This window comes from Flavobacterium zhoui, assembly GCF_042787235.1.
Taxonomy (GTDB): Bacteria; Bacteroidota; Bacteroidia; order Flavobacteriales; family Flavobacteriaceae; genus Flavobacterium; species Flavobacterium zhoui.
In genome coordinates, this window is the sequence record NZ_JBHZPY010000001.1 from 225,373 (window position 1) to 244,949 (window position 19,577).

General features: G+C 33.8%; 18 protein-coding genes. 8 read left to right on the top strand and 10 right to left on the bottom strand.

All coding sequences use genetic code 11. The annotated features are described in order from the left end of the window. Positions 1-127: 127 nt before the first annotated feature. From ACFX5F_RS01030 to ACFX5F_RS01050, 5 genes are all read right to left on the bottom strand, one after another. Positions 128-1,198, bottom strand: coding sequence for a glycosyltransferase (locus ACFX5F_RS01030; RefSeq protein WP_379849068.1), 1,071 nt, complete (start codon positions 1,196-1,198; stop codon positions 128-130). A gap of 200 nt (positions 1,199-1,398) precedes the next feature. Further along, positions 1,399-2,094 (bottom strand): hypothetical protein, encoded by a 696-nt coding sequence (locus ACFX5F_RS01035; protein WP_379849070.1) that lies wholly within the window; start codon positions 2,092-2,094, stop codon positions 1,399-1,401. An 84-nt stretch (positions 2,095-2,178) separates the two neighbouring features. After that, positions 2,179-5,619, bottom strand: a complete 3,441-nt coding sequence (locus ACFX5F_RS01040; RefSeq protein WP_379849072.1) for a DUF8818 domain-containing protein — start codon at positions 5,617-5,619, stop codon at positions 2,179-2,181. A 163-nt stretch (positions 5,620-5,782) separates the two neighbouring features. Beyond that, positions 5,783-7,036 carry an aspartate kinase gene (locus tag ACFX5F_RS01045; RefSeq protein ID WP_379849074.1) on the bottom strand — a complete coding sequence of 418 codons (1,254 nt, stop codon included), beginning with the start codon at positions 7,034-7,036 and terminating at the stop codon, positions 5,783-5,785. Positions 7,037-7,063: 27 nt separating this feature from the next. Continuing rightward, positions 7,064-7,543: a GNAT family N-acetyltransferase gene (locus ACFX5F_RS01050; RefSeq protein WP_379849076.1), complete on the bottom strand. Its 480-nt coding sequence runs from the start codon at positions 7,541-7,543 to the stop codon at positions 7,064-7,066. A 256-nt stretch (positions 7,544-7,799) separates the two neighbouring features. Between ACFX5F_RS01050 and fbp the strand changes: the two genes are divergently transcribed. Next, a complete protein-coding gene (gene fbp / locus ACFX5F_RS01055; protein ID WP_379849078.1) occupies positions 7,800-8,819 on the top strand; it encodes a class 1 fructose-bisphosphatase in 1,020 nt (339 codons plus the stop codon). Between the two features lie 47 nt (positions 8,820-8,866). On the opposite strand, the gene ACFX5F_RS01060 is transcribed toward fbp, so the two are convergent. Then, positions 8,867-9,295: a TerB family tellurite resistance protein gene (locus tag ACFX5F_RS01060; protein WP_379849080.1), complete on the bottom strand. Its 429-nt coding sequence runs from the start codon at positions 9,293-9,295 to the stop codon at positions 8,867-8,869. A 178-nt stretch (positions 9,296-9,473) separates the two neighbouring features. On the opposite strand from ACFX5F_RS01060, the gene ACFX5F_RS01065 reads away from it, so the two are divergent. The 3 genes from ACFX5F_RS01065 to ACFX5F_RS01075 all read left to right on the top strand — a co-directional run bounded on the left by ACFX5F_RS01065 (position 9,474) and on the right by ACFX5F_RS01075 (position 12,325). Then, positions 9,474-10,067 carry a HupE/UreJ family protein gene (locus tag ACFX5F_RS01065; protein ID WP_379849082.1) on the top strand — a complete coding sequence of 198 codons (594 nt, stop codon included), beginning with the start codon at positions 9,474-9,476 and terminating at the stop codon, positions 10,065-10,067. A 4-nt stretch (positions 10,068-10,071) separates the two neighbouring features. Beyond that, positions 10,072-10,503, top strand: coding sequence for a deoxycytidylate deaminase (locus ACFX5F_RS01070; RefSeq protein ID WP_073204710.1), 432 nt, complete (start codon positions 10,072-10,074; stop codon positions 10,501-10,503). A gap of 244 nt (positions 10,504-10,747) precedes the next feature. Beyond that, complete coding sequence (locus ACFX5F_RS01075; protein ID WP_379849084.1) at positions 10,748-12,325, top strand: S41 family peptidase; 1,578 nt, start codon at positions 10,748-10,750, stop codon at positions 12,323-12,325. A gap of 50 nt (positions 12,326-12,375) precedes the next feature. Here ACFX5F_RS01075 and ACFX5F_RS01080 read toward each other — a convergent pair whose 3' ends face one another. The 4 genes from ACFX5F_RS01080 to ACFX5F_RS01095 form a co-directional block, all read right to left on the bottom strand. Next, entirely contained in the window at positions 12,376-13,125 is a 750-nt protein-coding gene (locus tag ACFX5F_RS01080) for a lysophospholipid acyltransferase family protein (protein WP_379849086.1), read from the bottom strand. Between the two features lie 64 nt (positions 13,126-13,189). Then, positions 13,190-13,795: an FAD-dependent oxidoreductase gene (locus ACFX5F_RS01085; protein ID WP_379849088.1), complete on the bottom strand. Its 606-nt coding sequence runs from the start codon at positions 13,793-13,795 to the stop codon at positions 13,190-13,192. Continuing rightward, positions 13,796-13,999 carry a hypothetical protein gene (locus tag ACFX5F_RS01090; RefSeq protein ID WP_379849090.1) on the bottom strand — a complete coding sequence of 68 codons (204 nt, stop codon included), beginning with the start codon at positions 13,997-13,999 and terminating at the stop codon, positions 13,796-13,798. Positions 14,000-14,117: 118 nt separating this feature from the next. Continuing rightward, positions 14,118-14,693, bottom strand: a complete 576-nt coding sequence (locus ACFX5F_RS01095; RefSeq protein WP_379849092.1) for a MarC family protein — start codon at positions 14,691-14,693, stop codon at positions 14,118-14,120. A gap of 246 nt (positions 14,694-14,939) precedes the next feature. Here ACFX5F_RS01095 and ACFX5F_RS01100 point away from each other — a divergent pair, with 246 nt between their 5' ends. The 4 genes from ACFX5F_RS01100 to ACFX5F_RS01115 all read left to right on the top strand — a co-directional run bounded on the left by ACFX5F_RS01100 (position 14,940) and on the right by ACFX5F_RS01115 (position 19,406). Beyond that, positions 14,940-15,506 (top strand): DUF3109 family protein, encoded by a 567-nt coding sequence (locus tag ACFX5F_RS01100; RefSeq protein WP_073204693.1) that lies wholly within the window; start codon positions 14,940-14,942, stop codon positions 15,504-15,506. A gap of 264 nt (positions 15,507-15,770) precedes the next feature. Continuing rightward, positions 15,771-16,748, top strand: coding sequence for a ribonucleotide-diphosphate reductase subunit beta (locus tag ACFX5F_RS01105; RefSeq protein ID WP_379849094.1), 978 nt, complete (start codon positions 15,771-15,773; stop codon positions 16,746-16,748). A 38-nt stretch (positions 16,749-16,786) separates the two neighbouring features. After that, positions 16,787-17,059 (top strand): hypothetical protein, encoded by a 273-nt coding sequence (locus ACFX5F_RS01110; RefSeq protein WP_379849096.1) that lies wholly within the window; start codon positions 16,787-16,789, stop codon positions 17,057-17,059. Continuing rightward, positions 16,998-19,406, top strand: a complete 2,409-nt coding sequence (locus ACFX5F_RS01115) for a ribonucleoside-diphosphate reductase subunit alpha (protein WP_379849098.1) — start codon at positions 16,998-17,000, stop codon at positions 19,404-19,406. Before ACFX5F_RS01110 ends, ACFX5F_RS01115 begins: the two co-directional genes overlap by 62 nt. The last annotated feature ends 171 nt before the right edge of the window (positions 19,407-19,577 follow it).

Below are 19,577 nucleotides of genomic sequence, written 5' to 3' on the forward strand. Positions count from 1 at the left end.
CCGGATTAAAAAGCAATTGATGCAAATTAAAACACACTAACTACTGGCCTTTAAAGTAGTATTAGTGTGTTTTTTGTTTATAAGAGAAATGGTTTTGAAAAGGAGTCATTAATCAGTTAATAATCGATTATTTCTCTTCAAAAACCTGAAATAATGATTTCCAATCTAAGCTCGTTTCTATTTGAGGAAGTCCCTTGTACCGTTCTGTTTCAAGGAGATGTTCTATTTTAAAATCGTTTTGTTCTGCGTAAGGAACTAATCCTTCGTTTTTTAGCTTTTTGGCTAAATATTCCTGCTCGTATTGGCCGGGAGTAGGAATAAAAAAAGCTTTTTTGCCCAGTTTTGTCAAATCCATTATGGTCGTATAACCAGATCTACATAATACCAAATCACTTTCGTTGAATATTTGTTCGAGTTGTCGTGTATTCATGAAATTGTAATACGTGACATTTTCTATTTGCTCCTTTTTTTGAATTTTCTCTACAATGCCTTTTATAAAAACGACTTTTCCATGGTATCGTAAAATTTCTATTTTTAATTTTTCTTCCAATATTTCTCGTTGCGGTTCAGGACCCGAAAGGATTACCATTAGATCGTATTTTTTTTCCGTGTCTTTTTTGTGCAGGCGGCTTAAAGGTCCAATGTAAGTGGGATTTAAATTATTTTTAGGTAAATGTCCTAATTCGCCGGTTAAATTTGGCTTTTTTTCAAAGTCAGGAACCCAACAGGCATTGTATTTTCTTATAATATGCTGATGCAATTTACTGGTAACCCATGTCGTATTTCCGGTCATTACATTCAACTGGTGGGTAATAAAAACAGAAGGTATTTTTCTACTAAAAACGCCCAAACGGTTATCAGATATGATTCCTTCAATACCATATTTCTTAATCCATGCTTTGACCAATTTTTTCTCGTTCCAAATCGCTTCCATCATTTTTGGAGAATTTTTTAATAGTTTCCATCTAAAATTCTTTGCATTTTTGGCATATTCTATATGGTAGGACGGTAATTCAAGGAACTGTATATATGGAAATTCTTTTCGTAATATTTCTAAGGCAATCCCATCAGAAGCAATAATTGGGATGTAGTTATTCTCCTGTAAAGCCTTAATAATTGGAATACATCTCGTAGCATGTCCCAAACCCCAGTTTAATGGTGCAATCAGAATCGTTTTGCTGTATGAATTCAAATCCATTGGTAGATGTGTCTATTTGTTTTATTGGGAAAGATACATTAACTAGGGTTTGTTTGTATTTGCAAAGCATTACCAAACTATTAAGTTATCTAATTAATTCTGGTTTTTTTATGCTAAAATTGTTTCCCTTTTTATGGAATAAATTAAAAAGAGACTGTCAAAAAAATGGCAGCCTCTTTTTTGTAGTTTTCGATACAAATTTACTCTTGTATATACGTTTTATTTCCGTTTGCATTTATATAGTATTTTCCACCTCTTGGTCCCGTGTAAACTTTTTTGCCATTGTATTCTCCGGTGACTCTGTCTGGTACTTTCGGAGCTTTTTCATTTGTCTCTTTAACTTTTGCTGCAGGTTTTTTAGTTTTGGCAGTTGTAGTTGGTTTTTGTATTTTTTCGGACTTCTTTTCCGTTTTAATAGCCTTTTCATTGACCTCTGCAGCTTTTGCTTTTGCGTCACTTTTTACTTTTGCTGCTTTTTCTTTGCTTTCTGTAGCTCTATCTTTTATATTACTTTTCGCTTTAGCTACCTTCTTTTCTTCTTCTTTAGCATTAGCTTTTGCATCACTTTTTGCTTTAGTCACTGTCATTTTTGCTGCTTTAGCGTCACTTTCCGCTTTGGCAGTCTTAGCTGTTGCATTGTTTTTTGCTTTAGCGGCTTGATCCTTAGCTTTTAAATCGCTTTTTGCTTTAGCAATTTTCTCTTTTGCTGCTTTAGCTTTACTTTCTGCTTTCGCTGTTTTTGCTTTTGCGGCGGCTTTATCTTTAGCGGCTTCAGCCTTATCTTTAGCCATTTTTTCTGTTCTAGCTTCAGCCTCTTTCTTCTGAGCAGCCGTTTCTTGTCCGTAAAAATTTCCGGATAAAATAAATACAAAACATAATAACACTAATTTTTTCATGATCTGTTGTTTTTAAAGTTAGAATTATGGAGTCTAATTTTTAATAAAATTAATAATTTTATTCTGAATAATTAAGTTAAAGTATTAAAAATAAGCCCTTAACTGGACATTTCCTGTATGGATAGTTTGACTTGATTCACTTTTCCGACCTTGATAATTTACATTTATATCTAAAAATTGCGTCAGATTTTTTTGTATAAGGAATCTCCAAGTCAAGTTTTGCCCAGTTTGAAGTCCTTCCAACATTTGAAAACCAACAGAAGAAAATTCATTTCCAGTAAATTTATTCTGATAAAACGATATTTCTCCGTTCAAGGTTACTTTTTTATTACTGGCATATGAGAAGGAGGTTCCCAAGCGATTTTGTAATAATGTTTCTAAATTTCCAATTTTATTTTCTTTGTTTTGCAATTCGTAGAACAGATCCCAACTGGTGTTTTTAGAAAATAAATAACTGATTTTAGGAGCCAATTGATATCCAGTTAAGTCATAATTTTTTTCAAGAAAGTTTTCTGATGTAACGGAAGTTTCAATGGTCTTTGCGAAAAAACTGAACAACCAACTTTTCTTGTACAAATGGGTATATTGCAGTTGATGGGAGCTGTTTTTGGCTTCTTGAGAACCTATTGACAATAAATTTTTTGCTTGATTTTGCAGGTAAGAATAGGTAATAGAATGATTTTGTTTGCCGCGATTATAATACAAACTATTTCTAAAACTGGAATTCAATCCTAATACATTTCCGTCCGAAGAGTTAAAAGGATTTAATTGGAAATTATCACCTTCGCTTTTTGTTTTTCGGTCGATTAAAAAGGAGGTTTGATTATAAAAATAAGACAGCAATTTTTTTAAGCCATGATCATTCTGCCACTGATTTGGATTAACAGTCAGAGATTGCGAAAACTTATTTTGATGTGTTTTTATGTAAGTTCGGTTGGGCAGGAAAATTCTAATGTATTTTGCCTGATCGATAAATGGGGCTATTTCAAACTCTTGTAACTCCTGAATTCCATTAGCATTATAATCATTCCAGGTATACACTCCTTGACCTGCAGGAACTTCCAGATAAGTAAATTCTTGTTGTGGAATGCTTCCTGATATGGTTTCATAAACGGTTGTACTTTGAATTAATTGATTAAAAAATCGATCGCTATATATTATCCTTGAATTCAATGAAGACTCTCTTTTTTTTGTCGAATCTACAAAATCTAAGTTTCTGTAATTAATATAAATGGATAGATCACTTTTGTTAGTTTGGATCAATTTAGACTTCAAAAAATAAGTATGTGAGCTATTTACTCTTTGTAAAATATTCCCGACGCTTCGGGATTGCAAACTATCGTTCTTTCGGTTTAAATAGCCCAATTCTACGAAAACTTTAGTGCTGTCACCACGACCGGCAAAAAAGCTGTATTCTGTGAATCTTTGGCTTAGAGCCAAAAATTGATTTGTTGATTTATTTTTTTCTTGATTATCTTCTAATCGTAAACTGCTTCCAATCCAATTTTTATTAAAATGATAACGAGTTTGGGTTTGATTTCTAATGAATTTGGACGAGGATATCATTCCATCACTTTTTAGAAAACTTCCTTGGTTTTGCAATGACCAATTTTTTAAACGTAGTAAACCATTTAGGATGTGTCGACTACCTGAGAAACTTTGAGAAAAATCTAGTTTTTCAAATTGATACGTCAGCAATCCCTTATTTTGTATTTCCTCTTTTTCATTTAAAATAAAATTTAATCCTGAAACTAGGAAGCTTTGATTACCGGTTGTGGTAATTCCCAGATTCCAATCTCTATCAAATTCAATGGTGTAAAGGCGTTCAACGGACCTGAAATCTTTCTGGACAAATTGATAATTGGCAAAGGCATCAACGTTCCATTTTTTTGACAATAAGCGTTGTTTCATGTTTATTTTACCGGCAAGACCTTTATTATTGGAATCGTCTATGGCAGAGAATAAATTCTTGTCGTTGTTGCTAATTCCGATTTCAAAATCGACCGCTGTTTTTTCGGTAGGTTTGTATTTTCCTAAGAAGGTGGCAACTTGGATTTTTGTTGGTGCCACTAATTGAATCACCGGTTGATAATTCCCTTTCGCAAGGTCATTAGGTTCAATATATTCATAAATTCTGCCATTTGCAGCTGAATTTGTCAGGATATAATTCCCCTTATTTGTTCCCACAAAACTAAACCGAACATTGAATAATTCGTCTTGAGGATTATTAGAATATTCGAATATTTCTTGATTATTGACAATGGTTTTTTTGTAGAGTACTTTATTTTCTGAATAGGTATCTTCATAAGCGGAAGGCGCAACCATCAAATCCGGATTATCTCCCGAATTCACTAATATTTGAGCTTGTTCCTTTGAGAGATTTTGTTGTAAAGGTTGGTTTTTTAAATCATTTTCAGAATACAGATAACTGGCAAAACTCCACTTTTCATTTTCATGAGTGGCTCCCGCATAAGTAACAAATCGGGTGTAATTTCTATCTGAATATTGATATTCTATTGCAATTCGCATTTCGGAAGTTATGGTAAAAAGTGGCGTAAAAATAATTTCTCCTGCGTTATAATCAATGGTGTAATCATTATTTTCTCCGCGTTTCAATAGATTTCCATTTACATAAACCCGCTCTGAACCGGAAATAACTAGAACATAAAGTTCGCCATTTTGTCCCTTTAATTTATACGGACCCTGATTGCCTTCTTGTCCTGTAAAATTACTTTTGGCATATTGTCCTTTGACAAGCGCCGCAGATGCAAAAACATTGGTTTTACTCTCTTCCTTTCCAAAGTCAAAACTGGTTGCTAGGCCTTGTACTTTTTTATTGAAATTTAGGAACTGTGTGTTTTTATTTTCAAGGAAAATATCTCCGGCTCTAATATTCCATTTATCACTGAATAACTCCATGAATACATTATCGAATTGATCTAATTTTTGAGAATAACCTCCGTCTTGTAAAGGGATGTTGCTATCCTGGAGGGAAGCCCGGAGACTAACCTTCTCTGATATTTTACCTGTGATTTGTAGATCTAAATTTGAATTTAGAACGGTATTTTGATTGTTGCCAACCGTAACTCCACGAGTAATGCTTCCAGAGGTATTTAGTCCGTCAAAAGGAATATTTTTTTTCTCCGCCTCAGGCTCAATTTTATATAATTTTCCTGAAGTGGCTTCGTTACTCACCACGCGACTTTGGTCGTAAATATGATATTCTTTAGTCAGAATTTCAGGCAGTTTGAGATATTTAATTGTTATGGAATCAGTAGGAACTAGATGATTTTCGTTAATGAGTAAGGTCGCTTTTTGAAAGTTTATCTTGTAAAATGAAGTGTCAATTGGTTCGCCATTGGCATCTAGTACCTTGAAAAAATTAGAATTTAGGCCTTCCTTTTCAAGATGAATTGTATCGCGCGAAGTAAGAACTTTTTTTGTTTTGTATAATGAATTAGTTTCCTGGGCTTGCAGTCCAGAAAAATAACCGATGACCAGCCAGAAAAGTAATTTTTTCAACATAAATACAATAACTCGAAAGTATCAAAAGTAGTATTTATAATTGTTAAATCAGCGGTTGAGTTTTTTTTGATTTTTGAAAAGTACAAAGTGTTTTTAGGGGATATATAAATGAAAAATGGAAGCCGTAGTGGGACTTCCATTTTTCGGGTAAGAAAGATGTAACTTATTCTTTCGTTATTACTTGCATGGTTTCGCGACTCACTTGTTTCAATAAAACTATTTTGTCTTTTTCAACGGTTTGTGCTGCATTATCATTGAAATGCCTAATCGTATATAAAGTAACATTTTCGTCAAAATCAACTTTAAATTTTTTAGATAAAATCGCGTTTAAGTCTTTAAAATTGTCAAATTTATCTTCAACACAAACAGAAAAGCTAATGGCAGAGTTCTGAATTAAGTTTACTTTGATTTTGAATTGGTGAAACAAAGAAAAAATTTCGCTGATATTTTCTTCCATAATGAAAGAGAAATCTATAGAGGAAAGCGAAATCAAAAGTTGGTTTCTTTTGACAATAAAGCAAGGCAAATAAGGTTCTAAATCGGCGCCTTTTGCAACACGAGTCCCCGGTAACAAAGGATTAATAAACGATTTTACAAACAAAGGAATTTCTTTTTTTTGTAAAGGTTGTAAGGTTTTTGGGTGAATAACGGTAGCGCCGTAAAAAGCTAATTCGATGGCCTCACGATACGAAATCTGATTCAGCAAACTTGCATTTTCAAAATATCTTGGATCCGCATTCATAACTCCCGGAACGTCTTTCCAGATCGTCACACTTTCTGCATTTAAACAATAAGCAAAAATTGCTGCGGTGTAATCAGAACCTTCGCGACCTAATGTGGTGGTGAAATTATTCTCATCTGAACCCAAGAAACCTTGAGTGATGTTCAGTGTTTTACGTTTTACGTTTTTGGCAATATTTTTCTGTGTTAATTCCCAATCTACTTCTGCATCTCTATAATTGGCGTCCGTTTTTATGTAATTACGCACATCCAGCCACTGTGTTTTTATTCCCATAAAACTCATGAAATGACTTAAGATAGTGGTCGAAATTAATTCACCATAACTAACAATTTGGTCGTAAACGAAATTATAATTTGGAGATTTATTATGAGCCAAAAAATATTCTAAATCTGAAAATTGGATGTTTACAGCATTGAAAACTTCGTTTTTTTCGTCGTCAAATAAATCCATTAGGATTTGATTGTGGTATTTTTTTACTTCTTGAACCGAAGAATTTAATTCAGCTGATTTTTCGAAATAATTTTTAATTACCAGTTCCAGCGCATTTGTAGTTTTTCCCATAGCAGAGACAACCAGCAATACATCTTCATAACCCACTTTTTGTAAAACGTCATAAACATTTTTAATCCCTTCGGCATCTTTAACAGAAGCGCCACCAAATTTGAATACTCTCATATTTTTTAAACAAAAATTTTTCTAATTTTATTTCAATCTATTATCTACGAAATAGTTGATTCCTTCTTCATCCATTTGTGCCAAATACCAGTCTTTTAAAACTTTAGCGCCTGATTTTTCATAAAATTCAATTGCCGGTGTATTCCAGTCCAAAACATGCCAGTCAATTCTTCTCACATTGTCTCTTTTGCCTTGTTTGATGATTTCTGAATATAAAGCATAGCCTAATCCTGTGCCTCTCATCTTATCTTTTACCACTAAATCTTCCAAATGAATTATTTTTCCTTTCCAGGTTGAATAACGATAATAATACAATGCGATACCCACAATTTCCGATTCCACTTCTGCTACAAAAACATGAAATAAAGGAGTGGTACCAAAGCCATCGCGAACTAAATCACCTACAGTTACAAGAACTGCATCTGGTTCTTTTTCGAATTCCGCTAATTCTTGAATGAGCCCTAAAACCGCTGGCATGTCTTCAGGAGCTCCTTTTCTAATATTCATAAGTAAATTTGATTTATTATTATTTGAATATGAATTTGCATTATATGATTGGTGTTTGTAATAAACCCCTAAAATGCACATTTCATAAATTCTTCTTTTTAATGTTTTCAATTGATCAAAATAAAGCTATTTTACTCAAAAATCAGCGATTTTTTGAGCAAATATACAATAGTGATAAAGTAAGTAAATTTTATTCAAATCATTTTCACAAAAAAAGCGATATTTGTGACTTCAAAATAACTACAACGATTTCGTAATGGAAGAACGCAACAAAACACTAGGTGAGTTTATCATCGAAAACCAAAATGCTTTTCAATATTCGTCAGGTGAATTATCACGAATTATCAATTCAATCCGTCTGGCTGCTAAGGTGGTCAACTATAAAGTGAACAAAGCTGGATTAGTTGATATCGTTGGTGCTGCCGGGGAACAAAATATTCAAGGAGAAGATCAACAAAAATTGGACGTTTATGCCAATGAAGTTTTTATCCAAACTTTAATCAATAGAGAAATTGTTTGTGGTATCGCTTCCGAAGAAAATGATGATTTTATCACTGTAGAAGGTAGCGATAAAAGCCACAATAATAAATATGTGGTTTTAATGGATCCGCTTGATGGTTCCTCAAATATTGATGTAAATGTATCCGTGGGAACCATATTTTCTGTTTACAGAAGGGTAACTCCAATAGGAACTCCGGTTACAATAGAAGATTTTTTACAACCGGGAATCAATCAGGTGGCAGCTGGATATGTAATTTATGGAACGTCAACAATGTTGGTTTATACTACTGGACATGGGGTAAATGGGTTTACGTTAAACCCGGCAATTGGGACATTTTATTTGTCTCATCCAAATATGCAGTTTTCTAAAGATGGAAATATCTATTCTATCAATGAAGGTAATTATGTTCACTTTCCACAAGGCGTAAAAGATTACATTAAATATTGTCAGCTTGAAGAAGAGGACAGACCTTATACTTCTCGTTATATAGGAAGTTTAGTTTCTGACATTCATAGAAATATGATAAAAGGCGGAATATATATTTATCCAACAAGTTCTAAAGCTCCAAAAGGGAAATTGCGTTTGTTGTACGAGTGTAATCCAATGGCTTTTATTGTGGAACAGGCAGGCGGAAAAGCTTCGGATGGTTTTGGAAGTATCATGGAAATAATGCCAACAGAGTTGCATCAACGAGTTCCTTTTTTCTGTGGAAGTTATAATATGGTAGAAAAAGCGGAAGATTTCATGCTAAAAGCAAAATTAAGCAAGTACTAAAGTAAGAAGTATAAAAAAAGCTTCCGCCAAGGCGGAAGCTTTTTCATTTATGAATGTTTCAACATTTCCGAAACAAAAGTGTCTAAATCTACTTTTTCATCAACCAATATCATTGCTTTCTCAATAATGTAGTCTACATTTTCAGGAGTGAAACCTAACGCTAATCCAATTTTTCTTAGTAATAGATCTTGCGCGTCTCCTAAATGGTGATCTACATGAACCATTCGTGCTAAATCGAACAAACGTTCTATTCTTTGCTCGTGCAAATAAGGAGGATTGATAGGATATTTTAATGGGTTTTCTAATATTTCTGCATATTCTGCAGGAGAAATTTCTAGTCTTAAAGCTAGTTTGTCTAAAAACGCTTTTTCTTCTGGAGCAAATTTTCCATCGGCAAGTGCCACACGGACAATAGCTGAAAAGTGACCTTTATTTCTTTGTTTGAATTCGCTATCAAATAAATCTGAAAATGACATAATTATAATTTTTTATCTTACAAAGATAAATCTATTTTTAAATTTATTGATTTTAATTTTCTTATTAATTTTCTTTTGTCAAATCGTACTTTTTATGGTATGATTTATTTCTTCAAATCGATCATTTTCAAAATTAATCGTAAGTTTACAACCCCAATCTCAATCAAATTATTTACCTATGTCAGAATTTTGGATTTATTTTCAAATAGGATTAAAACATGTTTTGGATATTCATGCTTATGATCATGTTTTGTTTTTAATAGCTTTAGCCGTTCCTTTCTCTTTCAAGGATTGGAAACAAATAGTGTTGCTGGTATCAATGTTCACAATAGGTCACACTTTGGCTTTATTATTATCCATATTTGGAATAATTGCCATAAAAGTTAATGTAGTAGAGCTATTAATTCCCATAACCATTCTGATAACGGCTTTGTTTAATCTATTTACTGCCGGGAAATCAAGTAAAAAAGATAGCGTAAATTTGGTATTTTTTATCACGCTTTTCTTCGGGATAATTCATGGTTTAGGCTTTTCAAATTATTTTAAATCAATTCTGGGCGGAACTCCCAGCTCGAAATTAATACCTTTAGGAGAATTTGCATTAGGAATTGAAGCGGCTCAAGTTGTAGTGGTTTTTGTAGTTTTTGTTCTCTCTTATATTGTACAAACTGTTTTTAGATTTTCTAAAAGAGACTGGACTTTGGTTATGTCAGCATTTATAATAGGAGTAGTTTTACCAATGATTGTAGAAAGTAAAATTTGGATTAGATAAAAAAATGGAAACAATAAAATTAAATAAATATGACAAAGCCTACCTTAGAATTGCAACCGAATGGGGACTTTTATCCTATTGTAAAAGAAAGCAAGTGGGCGCAATCATTGTAAGAGATAGGATGATAATCTCTGACGGCTATAATGGAACTCCATCGGGATTTGAAAACTGTTGTGAAGATGCTGAAGGCTTGACACGTTGGGATGTTTTACATGCTGAAGCAAATGCTATTCTGAAAGTGGCCAGATCGACACAGTCTTGCGAAGGGGCGACGTTGTATATTACGCTTTCGCCTTGCAAAGAATGCAGCAAATTAATTCATCAGTCGGGGATAAAAAGAGTGGTGTATCACAATGGATATCGCGATGATTCGGGAATTCAGTTTTTGATAAAAGCTGGAGTAGAAGTAGAGCATATTCCAATATTAGAAGAATAATAAAATTGGGAGAAACCGCAAAGGGATTGACCAGTTATGAAATATAAAGACACGTAAAAATCGTCGACCGTTCGGTTTAAATAATCTTAAATATAGGATGTGATTTAAATTTTATTTTTTGTTGTTAATAATTAGATAATTAATGAAATTGACTGTGTTCTATTGTTTAATTTTATGGTTTTTAAAGGCCTAATTTGATAAAATATAAGTGCGCATAATACCATTAATTGACAATCTAGCTTAAATGAAAATCGATAATAAATACCTACCTATAATTATTGGTGTGACTCTTGCTTTAGGAGTTGTTCTGGGCGGTACATTAAATTTCCGCAACCAAAATCAGTTTTTTTCAAAAAATAATTCTAAAAATAAACTCAACAAACTTATTGATTTTATCGATAACGAATATGTCGATAATGTAAATACAGATTCAATCGTAAATCTTACCGTAGACAATATTCTGGCAAAACTGGACCCTCATTCTGTATATATTCCGCCAAGTGAACAATCGGAAGTTGTTGAAAGTATGAAAGGAGATTTTGTAGGTATTGGCGTAAATTTTTATATGTACAATGATTCCGTTGCTATAATAAAACCGGTTGAGAATGGCCCTTCGGCAAAAGCGGGAATAAAAGCCGGAGATCGAATTTTGTATGTTGATAAAACAAGATTATACGGGCGAAAATTGCCTAATGACAGTTTGTTTGCTAAATTAAAAGGGACTATAGGATCCGAGATTGAGCTTACTGTTTACAGAAAATCAGAGCGTAAAAAAATTAAATTAAAAGTAAAACGAGATGTTATTCCATTAAAAAGTGTCGATGTTTCGATGCTTTTGAACAATGAAACCGGCTATATAAAGATAAATCGATTTGCCGAAACTACTTATAGTGAATTCAAAGCCGGTCTGTTACGTCTTAAACAACAAGGTGCAAAATCATTAATTATCGATGTTAGGGATAATGGCGGAGGTTATATGGAGGAAGCAACTGCTATCGCCGATGAATTATTGAAAGATAAGCAATTAATTGTTTTTACGAAAAACAAAAAAGGTAAAATAGATAAAACATTTGCAACAGAACGAGGGAGTTTCGAAAATGGAAATGTATTTGTATTGATTAATGAAAATAGTGCATCTGCCAGTGAAATTTTAGCAGGAGCCATTCAGGATAATGACAGAGGAACTATTGTTGGTCGACGCTCTTTTGGAAAAGGATTGGTGCAACGTGAAATGGATTTTGATGATGGTTCCGCAGTTCGATTGACGATTGCCAGATATTATACGCCAACCGGTCGCTCAATTCAAAAACCGTACTCAAAAGGAAATGAAGCTTATTTTAAAGAATCGGATGGGCGATTTGAAAACGGAGAACTGTACAATAAAGACAGTATAAAAGTTTCGGACACTTTGAAGTTTAAAACTAAAAAAGGTAAAATTGTATATGGTGGTGGTGGAATTGTTCCAGATGTTTTTGTGCCGCTTGAAGTAGAACATGGCAGCGAAAGCACAGCTTATTTATTACAGTCAGGTATTGTCGGTCATTTTGTTTTCGAACAATTAGATGAAAATAGAAACGCTTTTAAAGGGTTGACTTTTCAACAATTCATAACTAAAATGAATGCGACCGATTTGTATTTTAATTCCTTTCAAAAATATATTTTTCAAAACGGATTGGATTTGAAATTTGGAAAAAGCAAGTCCTTGGTAAAACGATATCTTACTGCCGAGTTTGCGAGACAATTATATGGAGAAAAATATTATTATGAAATTGTATTGAAAGAAGATGCAATGATCAAAGCAGTTTTTAAAAATGAAAAGTAAATAAATTCACAATTGCTTTTAAGAATGTCATTTAATTCTTAAAGTGATATCTAATTTTCATCATTCCAATCTTTTCTATAGCGAAGAAGTTCTTTATCAATCATGCTTTTAGAGGTGTTCAGTAAATAAGATGCGTCTTCAGAATATATTGGTGGAAAAAAAGTCATTTTGATTTCAGTGGTAGGTTTTCCAAAACATTTTAAAAAATGTGGAATAAAAGTGTCGTTTCCGATAAACGCATCCGTTTTTTCTTTGTAATCAATGGCTATAGGAATAACTGCAGCTTTAATTTTTGTTGCCATCACAAAGGAACCGAAATTGAAGTCTACAGTCGTTGGTAAATCATCTGTGGTGCCTTCGGGAAAATTAATGATAGAATATCCTTTTGCAAGAGCCTGGCGAATTTTTTCGGCTGTTTCTTGCCTACTTATTGAGCATTTTCTGTTTACAAATAACACCCCTGATATTTTGCAGATGTAACCAATAAGTGGCCACAATTCCACTTCTTTTTTTCCTACAGGAAAAGCGTGTATGTAATTAACAATGACGATTGGGTCAAAATAAGAACGGTGATTAGCTACAATTAACCCTTGTACTTTGGGTTTTTCTCCGTATATGATGGTGCGTATGCCTAAAATATAATTAGACACTCTTATCAAAAAATCGCGTAATTCAAGTGCCTTCTTAGAATTTATTTCTTCGTTTCTAAAAAAACTCATGAAATAGAAAATCAAAGAGAAAAAGGAAACAAATACTATAAAAATGATAAGTCTTATCAAGCCTAATAATAGTGATAACATAAAAACAGTTTAATAAAAATGTAAATCTAATGCTATTTTTAGATATTATCCTATGTGATATCTACTATCTAATGCTATCGTGAGCGTGAGTTTGCACTCCGCCATTCCATAAAGTAAGAATGTCTGTAGCGACTGCAGCACCGCTTCCTGCAGCAATTGCTAGTTGGCTTCTCCAACCAGCTAAAGTTCCTATAACATAAATTCCGTCAGCAATTTTATGGTCACTGTTTTTCAGCTGAATTCTGTGTTTTTCGGGAAGTGATTTTTGATGTTGTTCTACATATTGCATCATACCCTTAATTGCAAAGGTATTTGCGGAACCAATGCCTATAATAACAGCTTTTGTTTTATAAGTATTCTTGTTTGTACGAACTGTGAATTCCGGGAACGCTCCGTTAATTTCAAGCACCTTCTCGTCTGGAATCTGTGCAACATGAGGGTAGGTTTCGGAAAGCTGTTGAATACTTTCTGTTAGTAAATCGGATCCTAATGTACCTGGAGCTATTCCGTATGCATTATTAAAAATGGCTTCTTGAAGCGAGGATGTTTTTTGGTGGGTGAAAATGCCTACTTTTTTATCAATGGCAAAAGGTTTGTTCTTGGCGGAGCCTAAAACAAGCGCACATGACATACCAGACACGCCACCGCCGATAATTAAAACGTCAAACATTTAAAATTTGTCATTCATTTTTTCTTCAATTTTTTTAGACATTTTAAAAATCAAAAGAATTAAAACGGCGCATAGTGAAGCTGCAACACCTATAATTGCATAAAGACTATTGCCTTGAAAAGGGTGGCTAAAATCAAGTAAAGTAACATTAAATATGATTAAAGCTAGAGCTAAAAACACTAAGATGTTAGTAAAGATTTTCATGATATTTTTTTTTGTTTTTAATAAAAGCTTTGAGATTATTTATTGAAAATTAATTTCAATAGAAATCAAATATTTATATGCATTGTTGCGTTATGGGGTAAATTTATGAAAATTTATTTTACACAAACAAACCTTTAACATTCGCAGCGAATAATTTAACAGCGATAGCAAGTAGAACTACTCCAAAAGTTTTTCTAATTACTCCAAGTCCGTTTTCGCCCAACAGTTTTTCGATTCTTGCAGATGATTTCAAAACGATGTATACGAGTACAATATTTAGAATTATGGCAACAACAATGTTTATCGTTTGAAATTCCGCTTTCAAGGATAATAAAGTAGTCATTGTCCCGGCTCCGGCAACAAGCGGGAACGCTATTGGAACTATTGATGCAGAGCTGGCCGCTTCATCGCGATACAGTCGGATTCCTAATATCATTTCTAGTGCTAAGAAAAATAAAACAAAAGATCCTGCAACAGCAAAAGAATGAACATCGATTCCGATTAAATTTAAAAATTCCTCCCCTATAAAAAGAAAGACAATCATAATAGCCCCTGAAGCTAATGTTGCTTTTTCTGATTCGATATGTCCAAATTTTGCTCGTAAATCGATGATAATGGGAATAGTACCAATAATGTCAATTACTGCAAAAAGGACCATACTTACGGTTACAATTTCTCTTATATCGAATCCCATCATATCTTTTTTGAGGGTAAAGTTAAACTTTTTGGCAAATTATCAGTTAAAATATAGCGGTATTGCAATATTTTTAGTGTTTTTTTTAAACAAATGAATTATAGTTTTTTGAATTAAAATTTGTTTTGATTCTGATTTTACGGATAGATTATTCAGTATGTGCAGAAGGTTAAAGTTGGTTTTGGCTAAAAGATTACCATATACTTTGACTACCTTTGCACTTTATAATCACAGTACCCCAAAATAATGTTTCAATTAGGAAAAACCATTGTCTCAGAAGACATACTCGGAAAAGATTTTGTTTGCAATTTGTCAGCTTGTAAAGGAGCGTGTTGTGTAGACGGTGATGCCGGTGCTCCGCTGAGTCTTGAAGAAACAAAAATTTTGGAAGAAATATATCCTAAGGTTAAACCTTTTTTGCGCAAGCAGGGAATTGCCGCTATAGAAGCGCAAGGGACTTGGGTAAATGGTACTGATGGTGATCTTGAAACACCATTAATTGATAATAAAGACTGTGCGTATGTTATTTTTGATGGCAAAACTGCCCTTTGCGGTATCGAACAAGCCTATAATCAAGGAATAATTGACTGGAAAAAACCTGTTTCCTGTCATCTGTACCCAATTCGGGTAAAAGACTTTACTGAGTTTGCTGCTGTCAATTATGACAAATGGGATATTTGCGACCCAGCCTGTTCTTTAGGTCAGGAACTCGAGGTGCCAGTGTATAAATTTGTTAAAGAAGCATTGGTTAGAAAATTTGGGGAAGACTGGTATGCAGAGCTTGAAAAAGTCGCTCTCGACATGAAAAAGTAATTTCAAAATAATTAAAAAAGTCCTTGTTTTTTATTTTTATAATCCTATATTTTACGGTACTTTACGTGGTTTTTTATTTTTCAATGTGCTGATATTCAGTTTTTTGAAAAAAGCGTCAAAAATATTCCGATTTATCTCATTTGTTAAAAACTAAAGCCGATTGTGAATAAGTTTGGCTTTTATTAGTCGCAATATTTTACAATCTTTGTAATCCACAGAAAGCACAAAATTTCGTTAAAATCTCAAAAAAAACACACACTTATAATGGCGCAAGTTGAACCAATTTTACAAGAAAATAAAAATCGTTTCGTAATTTTTCCTATCAAACACCATGATATTTGGGAATTTTATAAAAGTATGGAGGCTAGTTTCTGGACTGCTGAAGAAATAGATTTGTCTCAGGATTTGAATGACTGGAATAACAAGCTTTCTGATGATGAGCGTTATTTTGTAAAGCACATTCTTGCTTTTTTTGCTGCCTCTGACGGAATTGTAAATGAAAATTTAGCTGAAAATTTTGTGAATGAAGTGCAATATGCGGAAGCAAAATTCTTCTACGGTTTTCAAATTATGATGGAAAACATTCATAGCGAAACCTATTCATTGTTGATTGATACCTATGTAAAAGATGAAGCGGAGAAAGATGACTTATTCAACGCTTTAGAGGTTTTTCCTGCAATTAAGAAAAAAGCGGACTGGGCTTTGAAATGGATTGAGTCTGATTCGTTTGCTGAGAGATTGATTGCTTTTGCAGCAGTGGAAGGAATCTTCTTTTCGGGAGCATTTTGTTCTATTTATTGGTTGAAAAAACGTGGATTAATGCCAGGATTGACATTTTCTAACGAATTGATTTCTCGTGATGAAGGAGTTCACTGTGATTTTGCGGTGCATTTACACAACCACCACTTGGTGAATAAAGTGCCAAAAGAAAGAATCAGAAGCATTATTGTAGATGCTTTAAATATAGAAAGAGAATTTATTACTGAATCACTTCCGGTGAGTTTGATCGGGATGAATGCGGTTTTGATGACACAATATTTAGAATTTGTTGCTGATAGATTATTGGTTGAATTAGGTTGCGACAGAGAATACAATACCTCGAATCCTTTTGATTTTATGGATATGATTTCATTACAAGGGAAAACAAATTTCTTTGAAAAGAAAGTGGCTGAATATCAAAAAGCTGGGGTTATGAATACCGACGGTGATGCTCAAAAAATATCTTTTGACGCAGATTTTTAAATAATTTTTATTAAATCATTGCCATTTATTTTTTTTGAATGGTTTTGACTTTTTCTGAATTTCTTCATGCTACTGATGCACTAGCCCAGATAGTAATGGAAATCCTTTCTGGTCCTGAACTTGTTTCAGGACCAGAAACAAGTTCAGGACCAGAAAGATTGCAATGTATAGCTGGAAATGGCTCCAAAAAAATAATACAAATAACGAAAAACAGCGAAGGGATTTTCTGTTTTAAAAACCAACAAAAGTATGTACGTAGTAAAAAGAGACGGCCACAAAGAGCCGGTAATGTTCGACAAAATCACGGATAGAATTAAAAAACTATGCTATGGTTTGAATGATTTGGTAGATGCTGTGAAAGTAGCAATGCGGGTAATTGAAGGACTTTATGATGGAGTTTCTACGTCAGAATTAGATAATTTAGCAGCCGAAACTGCGGCTTCGATGACTATTGCGCATCCTGATTATGCACAATTGGCAGCGAGAATTGCAATTTCGAATTTGCATTCCAATACTAAAAAATCATTTTCGGAAACAATGAACGATATGTTTCATTATGTAAACCCGAGAAATGGACAAGATGCGCCTTTATTATCTGAAGAAGTGCATCAAGTGATTATGAAAAATGCTGAATTTTTGGATTCACATGTGATATATAACAGAGATTTTAACTACGATTATTTCGGTTTTAAAACACTGGAACGTTCTTATTTGTTAAAAATTAACGGTAAAATCGTGGAGCGTCCGCAACACATGTTGATGCGTGTTTCGGTTGGAATTCACTTAGATGATTTGGAATCAGTGATTGAGACTTACGACTTAATGTCGAAAAAATTCTTTACACACGCCACTCCAACTTTATTCAACGCCGGTACGCCAAAACCTCAAATGTCTTCTTGTTTCCTTTTGGCGATGCAAGATGATAGTATTGACGGGATTTACGACACGTTGAAACAAACGGCAAAAATTTCGCAATCAGCAGGTGGAATTGGACTTTCTATTCACAATGTTAGAGCGACAGGTTCATACATTCGTGGTACAAACGGAACGTCAAACGGAATTGTTCCTATGTTGAGAGTTTTTAATGATACTGCAAGATATGTAGATCAAGGTGGTGGAAAACGGAAAGGAAGTTTTGCGATTTACATCGAAACTTGGCATGCGGATATTTTTGAATTCCTAGACTTGAAAAAGAACACCGGAAAAGAAGAAATGCGTGCAAGAGATTTATTCTTTGCGATGTGGACTTCGGATTTGTTTATGAAACGTGTGCAGGAAGACAGTTATTGGACCTTGATGTGTCCTAATGAATGTCCGGGATTGTATGATGTATATGGCGAAGAATTTGAGGCGATGTACATTGATTACGAGAAACGCGGAAAAGGTAGAAAAACAATCAAAGCGCATGAATTGTGGGAGAAAATTCTAGAGTCACAAATCGAAACTGGAACGCCTTACATGTTGTATAAAGATGCAGCTAATAGAAAATCAAACCAGAAAAATTTAGGGACCATTCGTTCATCGAATTTGTGTACGGAGATTATGGAATATACGTCGAAAGATGAAATTGCAGTTTGTAACCTGGCTTCTCTTTCCCTGCCAATGTTTGTTGCCAATGGAAAATTTGATCATAAATTGTTGTACACGGTTACAAAACGTGTAACCAGAAACTTGAATAAAGTTATTGACAGGAATTATTATCCGGTAATAGAAGGAGAAAATTCGAATAAACGCCATCGACCAATTGGTCTTGGAGTACAAGGATTAGCTGATGCTTTCATTATGTTGCGTTTGCCTTTTACCAGTGACGAAGCTAAAACGCTGAATCAGGAAATTTTCGAAACCTTATACTTTGCTGCTGTTACTGCATCGATGGAAATGGCAAAAGAAGAAGGACCGTATTCCACTTTTAAAGGTTCTCCAATTTCACAAGGGGAATTTCAATACAACCTTTGGGGATTGAAAGATGAGGAATTATCAGGACGTTGGGACTGGGCTTCATTGAGAAAAGAAGTAATGGAACACGGAGTGAGAAACTCATTATTAGTTGCACCAATGCCAACTGCTTCGACTTCACAAATTTTGGGGAACAACGAAGCATTCGAACCATATACTTCTAATATTTACACCAGAAGAGTGCTTTCGGGAGAATTTATTGTGGTGAACAAACACTTATTACACGATTTAGTGGAACGCGGTTTGTGGAACGAAACATTGAAACAAGAATTAATGCGTAATAACGGTTCGGTTCAAGACCTTAATATTCCGCAAGACTTGAAAGACTTGTACAAAACGGTTTGGGAAATGTCAATGAAGGATATTATTGATATGTCACGTCAACGTGGTTATTTTGTGGATCAATCACAATCATTGAACTTGTTTATGCAAAATGCCAATTATTCTAAATTGACATCGATGCATTTCTACGCTTGGCAATCCGGATTGAAAACTGGAATGTATTATTTAAGAACAAAAGCTGCGGTGGATGCGATTAAATTTACATTGAATAACGATAAAAAAGCAGAACCAATTGAATTAAAAGAACAACCGGTTGCTGTTGAAACCGTTGCGGTGGAAATGTCTGCCGAAGAATACAGAACCATGATTGAACTGGCTAAAAATGCTGGTCCTGACGAATGTGAAATGTGTGGTTCGTAAGAATTTCAGAATAATGATTAACGATTTTTGATTTTTGATCGAAATCCATAATAAATAGTCCTTTGTCATTTCGAAGAAGGAGAAATCTCAAGCAGTTATTGTAATGATAGCTGCTTTTTTTTTGAAGCTATTTCCCGCTTTCCGTTGCAATCTTTCTATTCCTGAACTTGT

What these genes read in the sequence shown, in the direction of transcription:
- ACFX5F_RS01105 (WP_379849094.1), top strand. Translation starts at nt 15,771, where the DNA reads ATGGCGCAAGTTGAACCAATTTTACAAGAAAATAAAAATCGTTTCGTA.
- ACFX5F_RS01065 (WP_379849082.1), top strand. Translation starts at nt 9,474, where the DNA reads ATGTCAGAATTTTGGATTTATTTTCAAATAGGATTAAAACATGTTTTG.
- ACFX5F_RS01095 (WP_379849092.1), bottom strand. Translation starts at nt 14,693, where the DNA reads ATGGGATTCGATATAAGAGAAATTGTAACCGTAAGTATGGTCCTTTTT.
- ACFX5F_RS01085 (WP_379849088.1), bottom strand. Translation starts at nt 13,795, where the DNA reads ATGTTTGACGTTTTAATTATCGGCGGTGGCGTGTCTGGTATGTCATGT.
- ACFX5F_RS01045 (WP_379849074.1), bottom strand. Translation starts at nt 7,036, where the DNA reads ATGAGAGTATTCAAATTTGGTGGCGCTTCTGTTAAAGATGCCGAAGGG.
- ACFX5F_RS01090 (WP_379849090.1), bottom strand. Translation starts at nt 13,999, where the DNA reads ATGAAAATCTTTACTAACATCTTAGTGTTTTTAGCTCTAGCTTTAATC.
- ACFX5F_RS01070 (WP_073204710.1), top strand. Translation starts at nt 10,072, where the DNA reads ATGGAAACAATAAAATTAAATAAATATGACAAAGCCTACCTTAGAATT.
- ACFX5F_RS01050 (WP_379849076.1), bottom strand. Translation starts at nt 7,543, where the DNA reads ATGAATATTAGAAAAGGAGCTCCTGAAGACATGCCAGCGGTTTTAGGG.
- ACFX5F_RS01040 (WP_379849072.1), bottom strand. Translation starts at nt 5,619, where the DNA reads ATGTTGAAAAAATTACTTTTCTGGCTGGTCATCGGTTATTTTTCTGGA.
- fbp (WP_379849078.1), top strand. Translation starts at nt 7,800, where the DNA reads ATGGAAGAACGCAACAAAACACTAGGTGAGTTTATCATCGAAAACCAA.
- ACFX5F_RS01110 (WP_379849096.1), top strand. Translation starts at nt 16,787, where the DNA reads ATGGTTTTGACTTTTTCTGAATTTCTTCATGCTACTGATGCACTAGCC.
- ACFX5F_RS01080 (WP_379849086.1), bottom strand. Translation starts at nt 13,125, where the DNA reads ATGTTATCACTATTATTAGGCTTGATAAGACTTATCATTTTTATAGTA.
- ACFX5F_RS01030 (WP_379849068.1), bottom strand. Translation starts at nt 1,198, where the DNA reads ATGGATTTGAATTCATACAGCAAAACGATTCTGATTGCACCATTAAAC.
- ACFX5F_RS01060 (WP_379849080.1), bottom strand. Translation starts at nt 9,295, where the DNA reads ATGTCATTTTCAGATTTATTTGATAGCGAATTCAAACAAAGAAATAAA.
- ACFX5F_RS01100 (WP_073204693.1), top strand. Translation starts at nt 14,940, where the DNA reads ATGTTTCAATTAGGAAAAACCATTGTCTCAGAAGACATACTCGGAAAA.
- ACFX5F_RS01035 (WP_379849070.1), bottom strand. Translation starts at nt 2,094, where the DNA reads ATGAAAAAATTAGTGTTATTATGTTTTGTATTTATTTTATCCGGAAAT.
- ACFX5F_RS01115 (WP_379849098.1), top strand. Translation starts at nt 16,998, where the DNA reads ATGTACGTAGTAAAAAGAGACGGCCACAAAGAGCCGGTAATGTTCGAC.
- ACFX5F_RS01075 (WP_379849084.1), top strand. Translation starts at nt 10,748, where the DNA reads ATGAAAATCGATAATAAATACCTACCTATAATTATTGGTGTGACTCTT.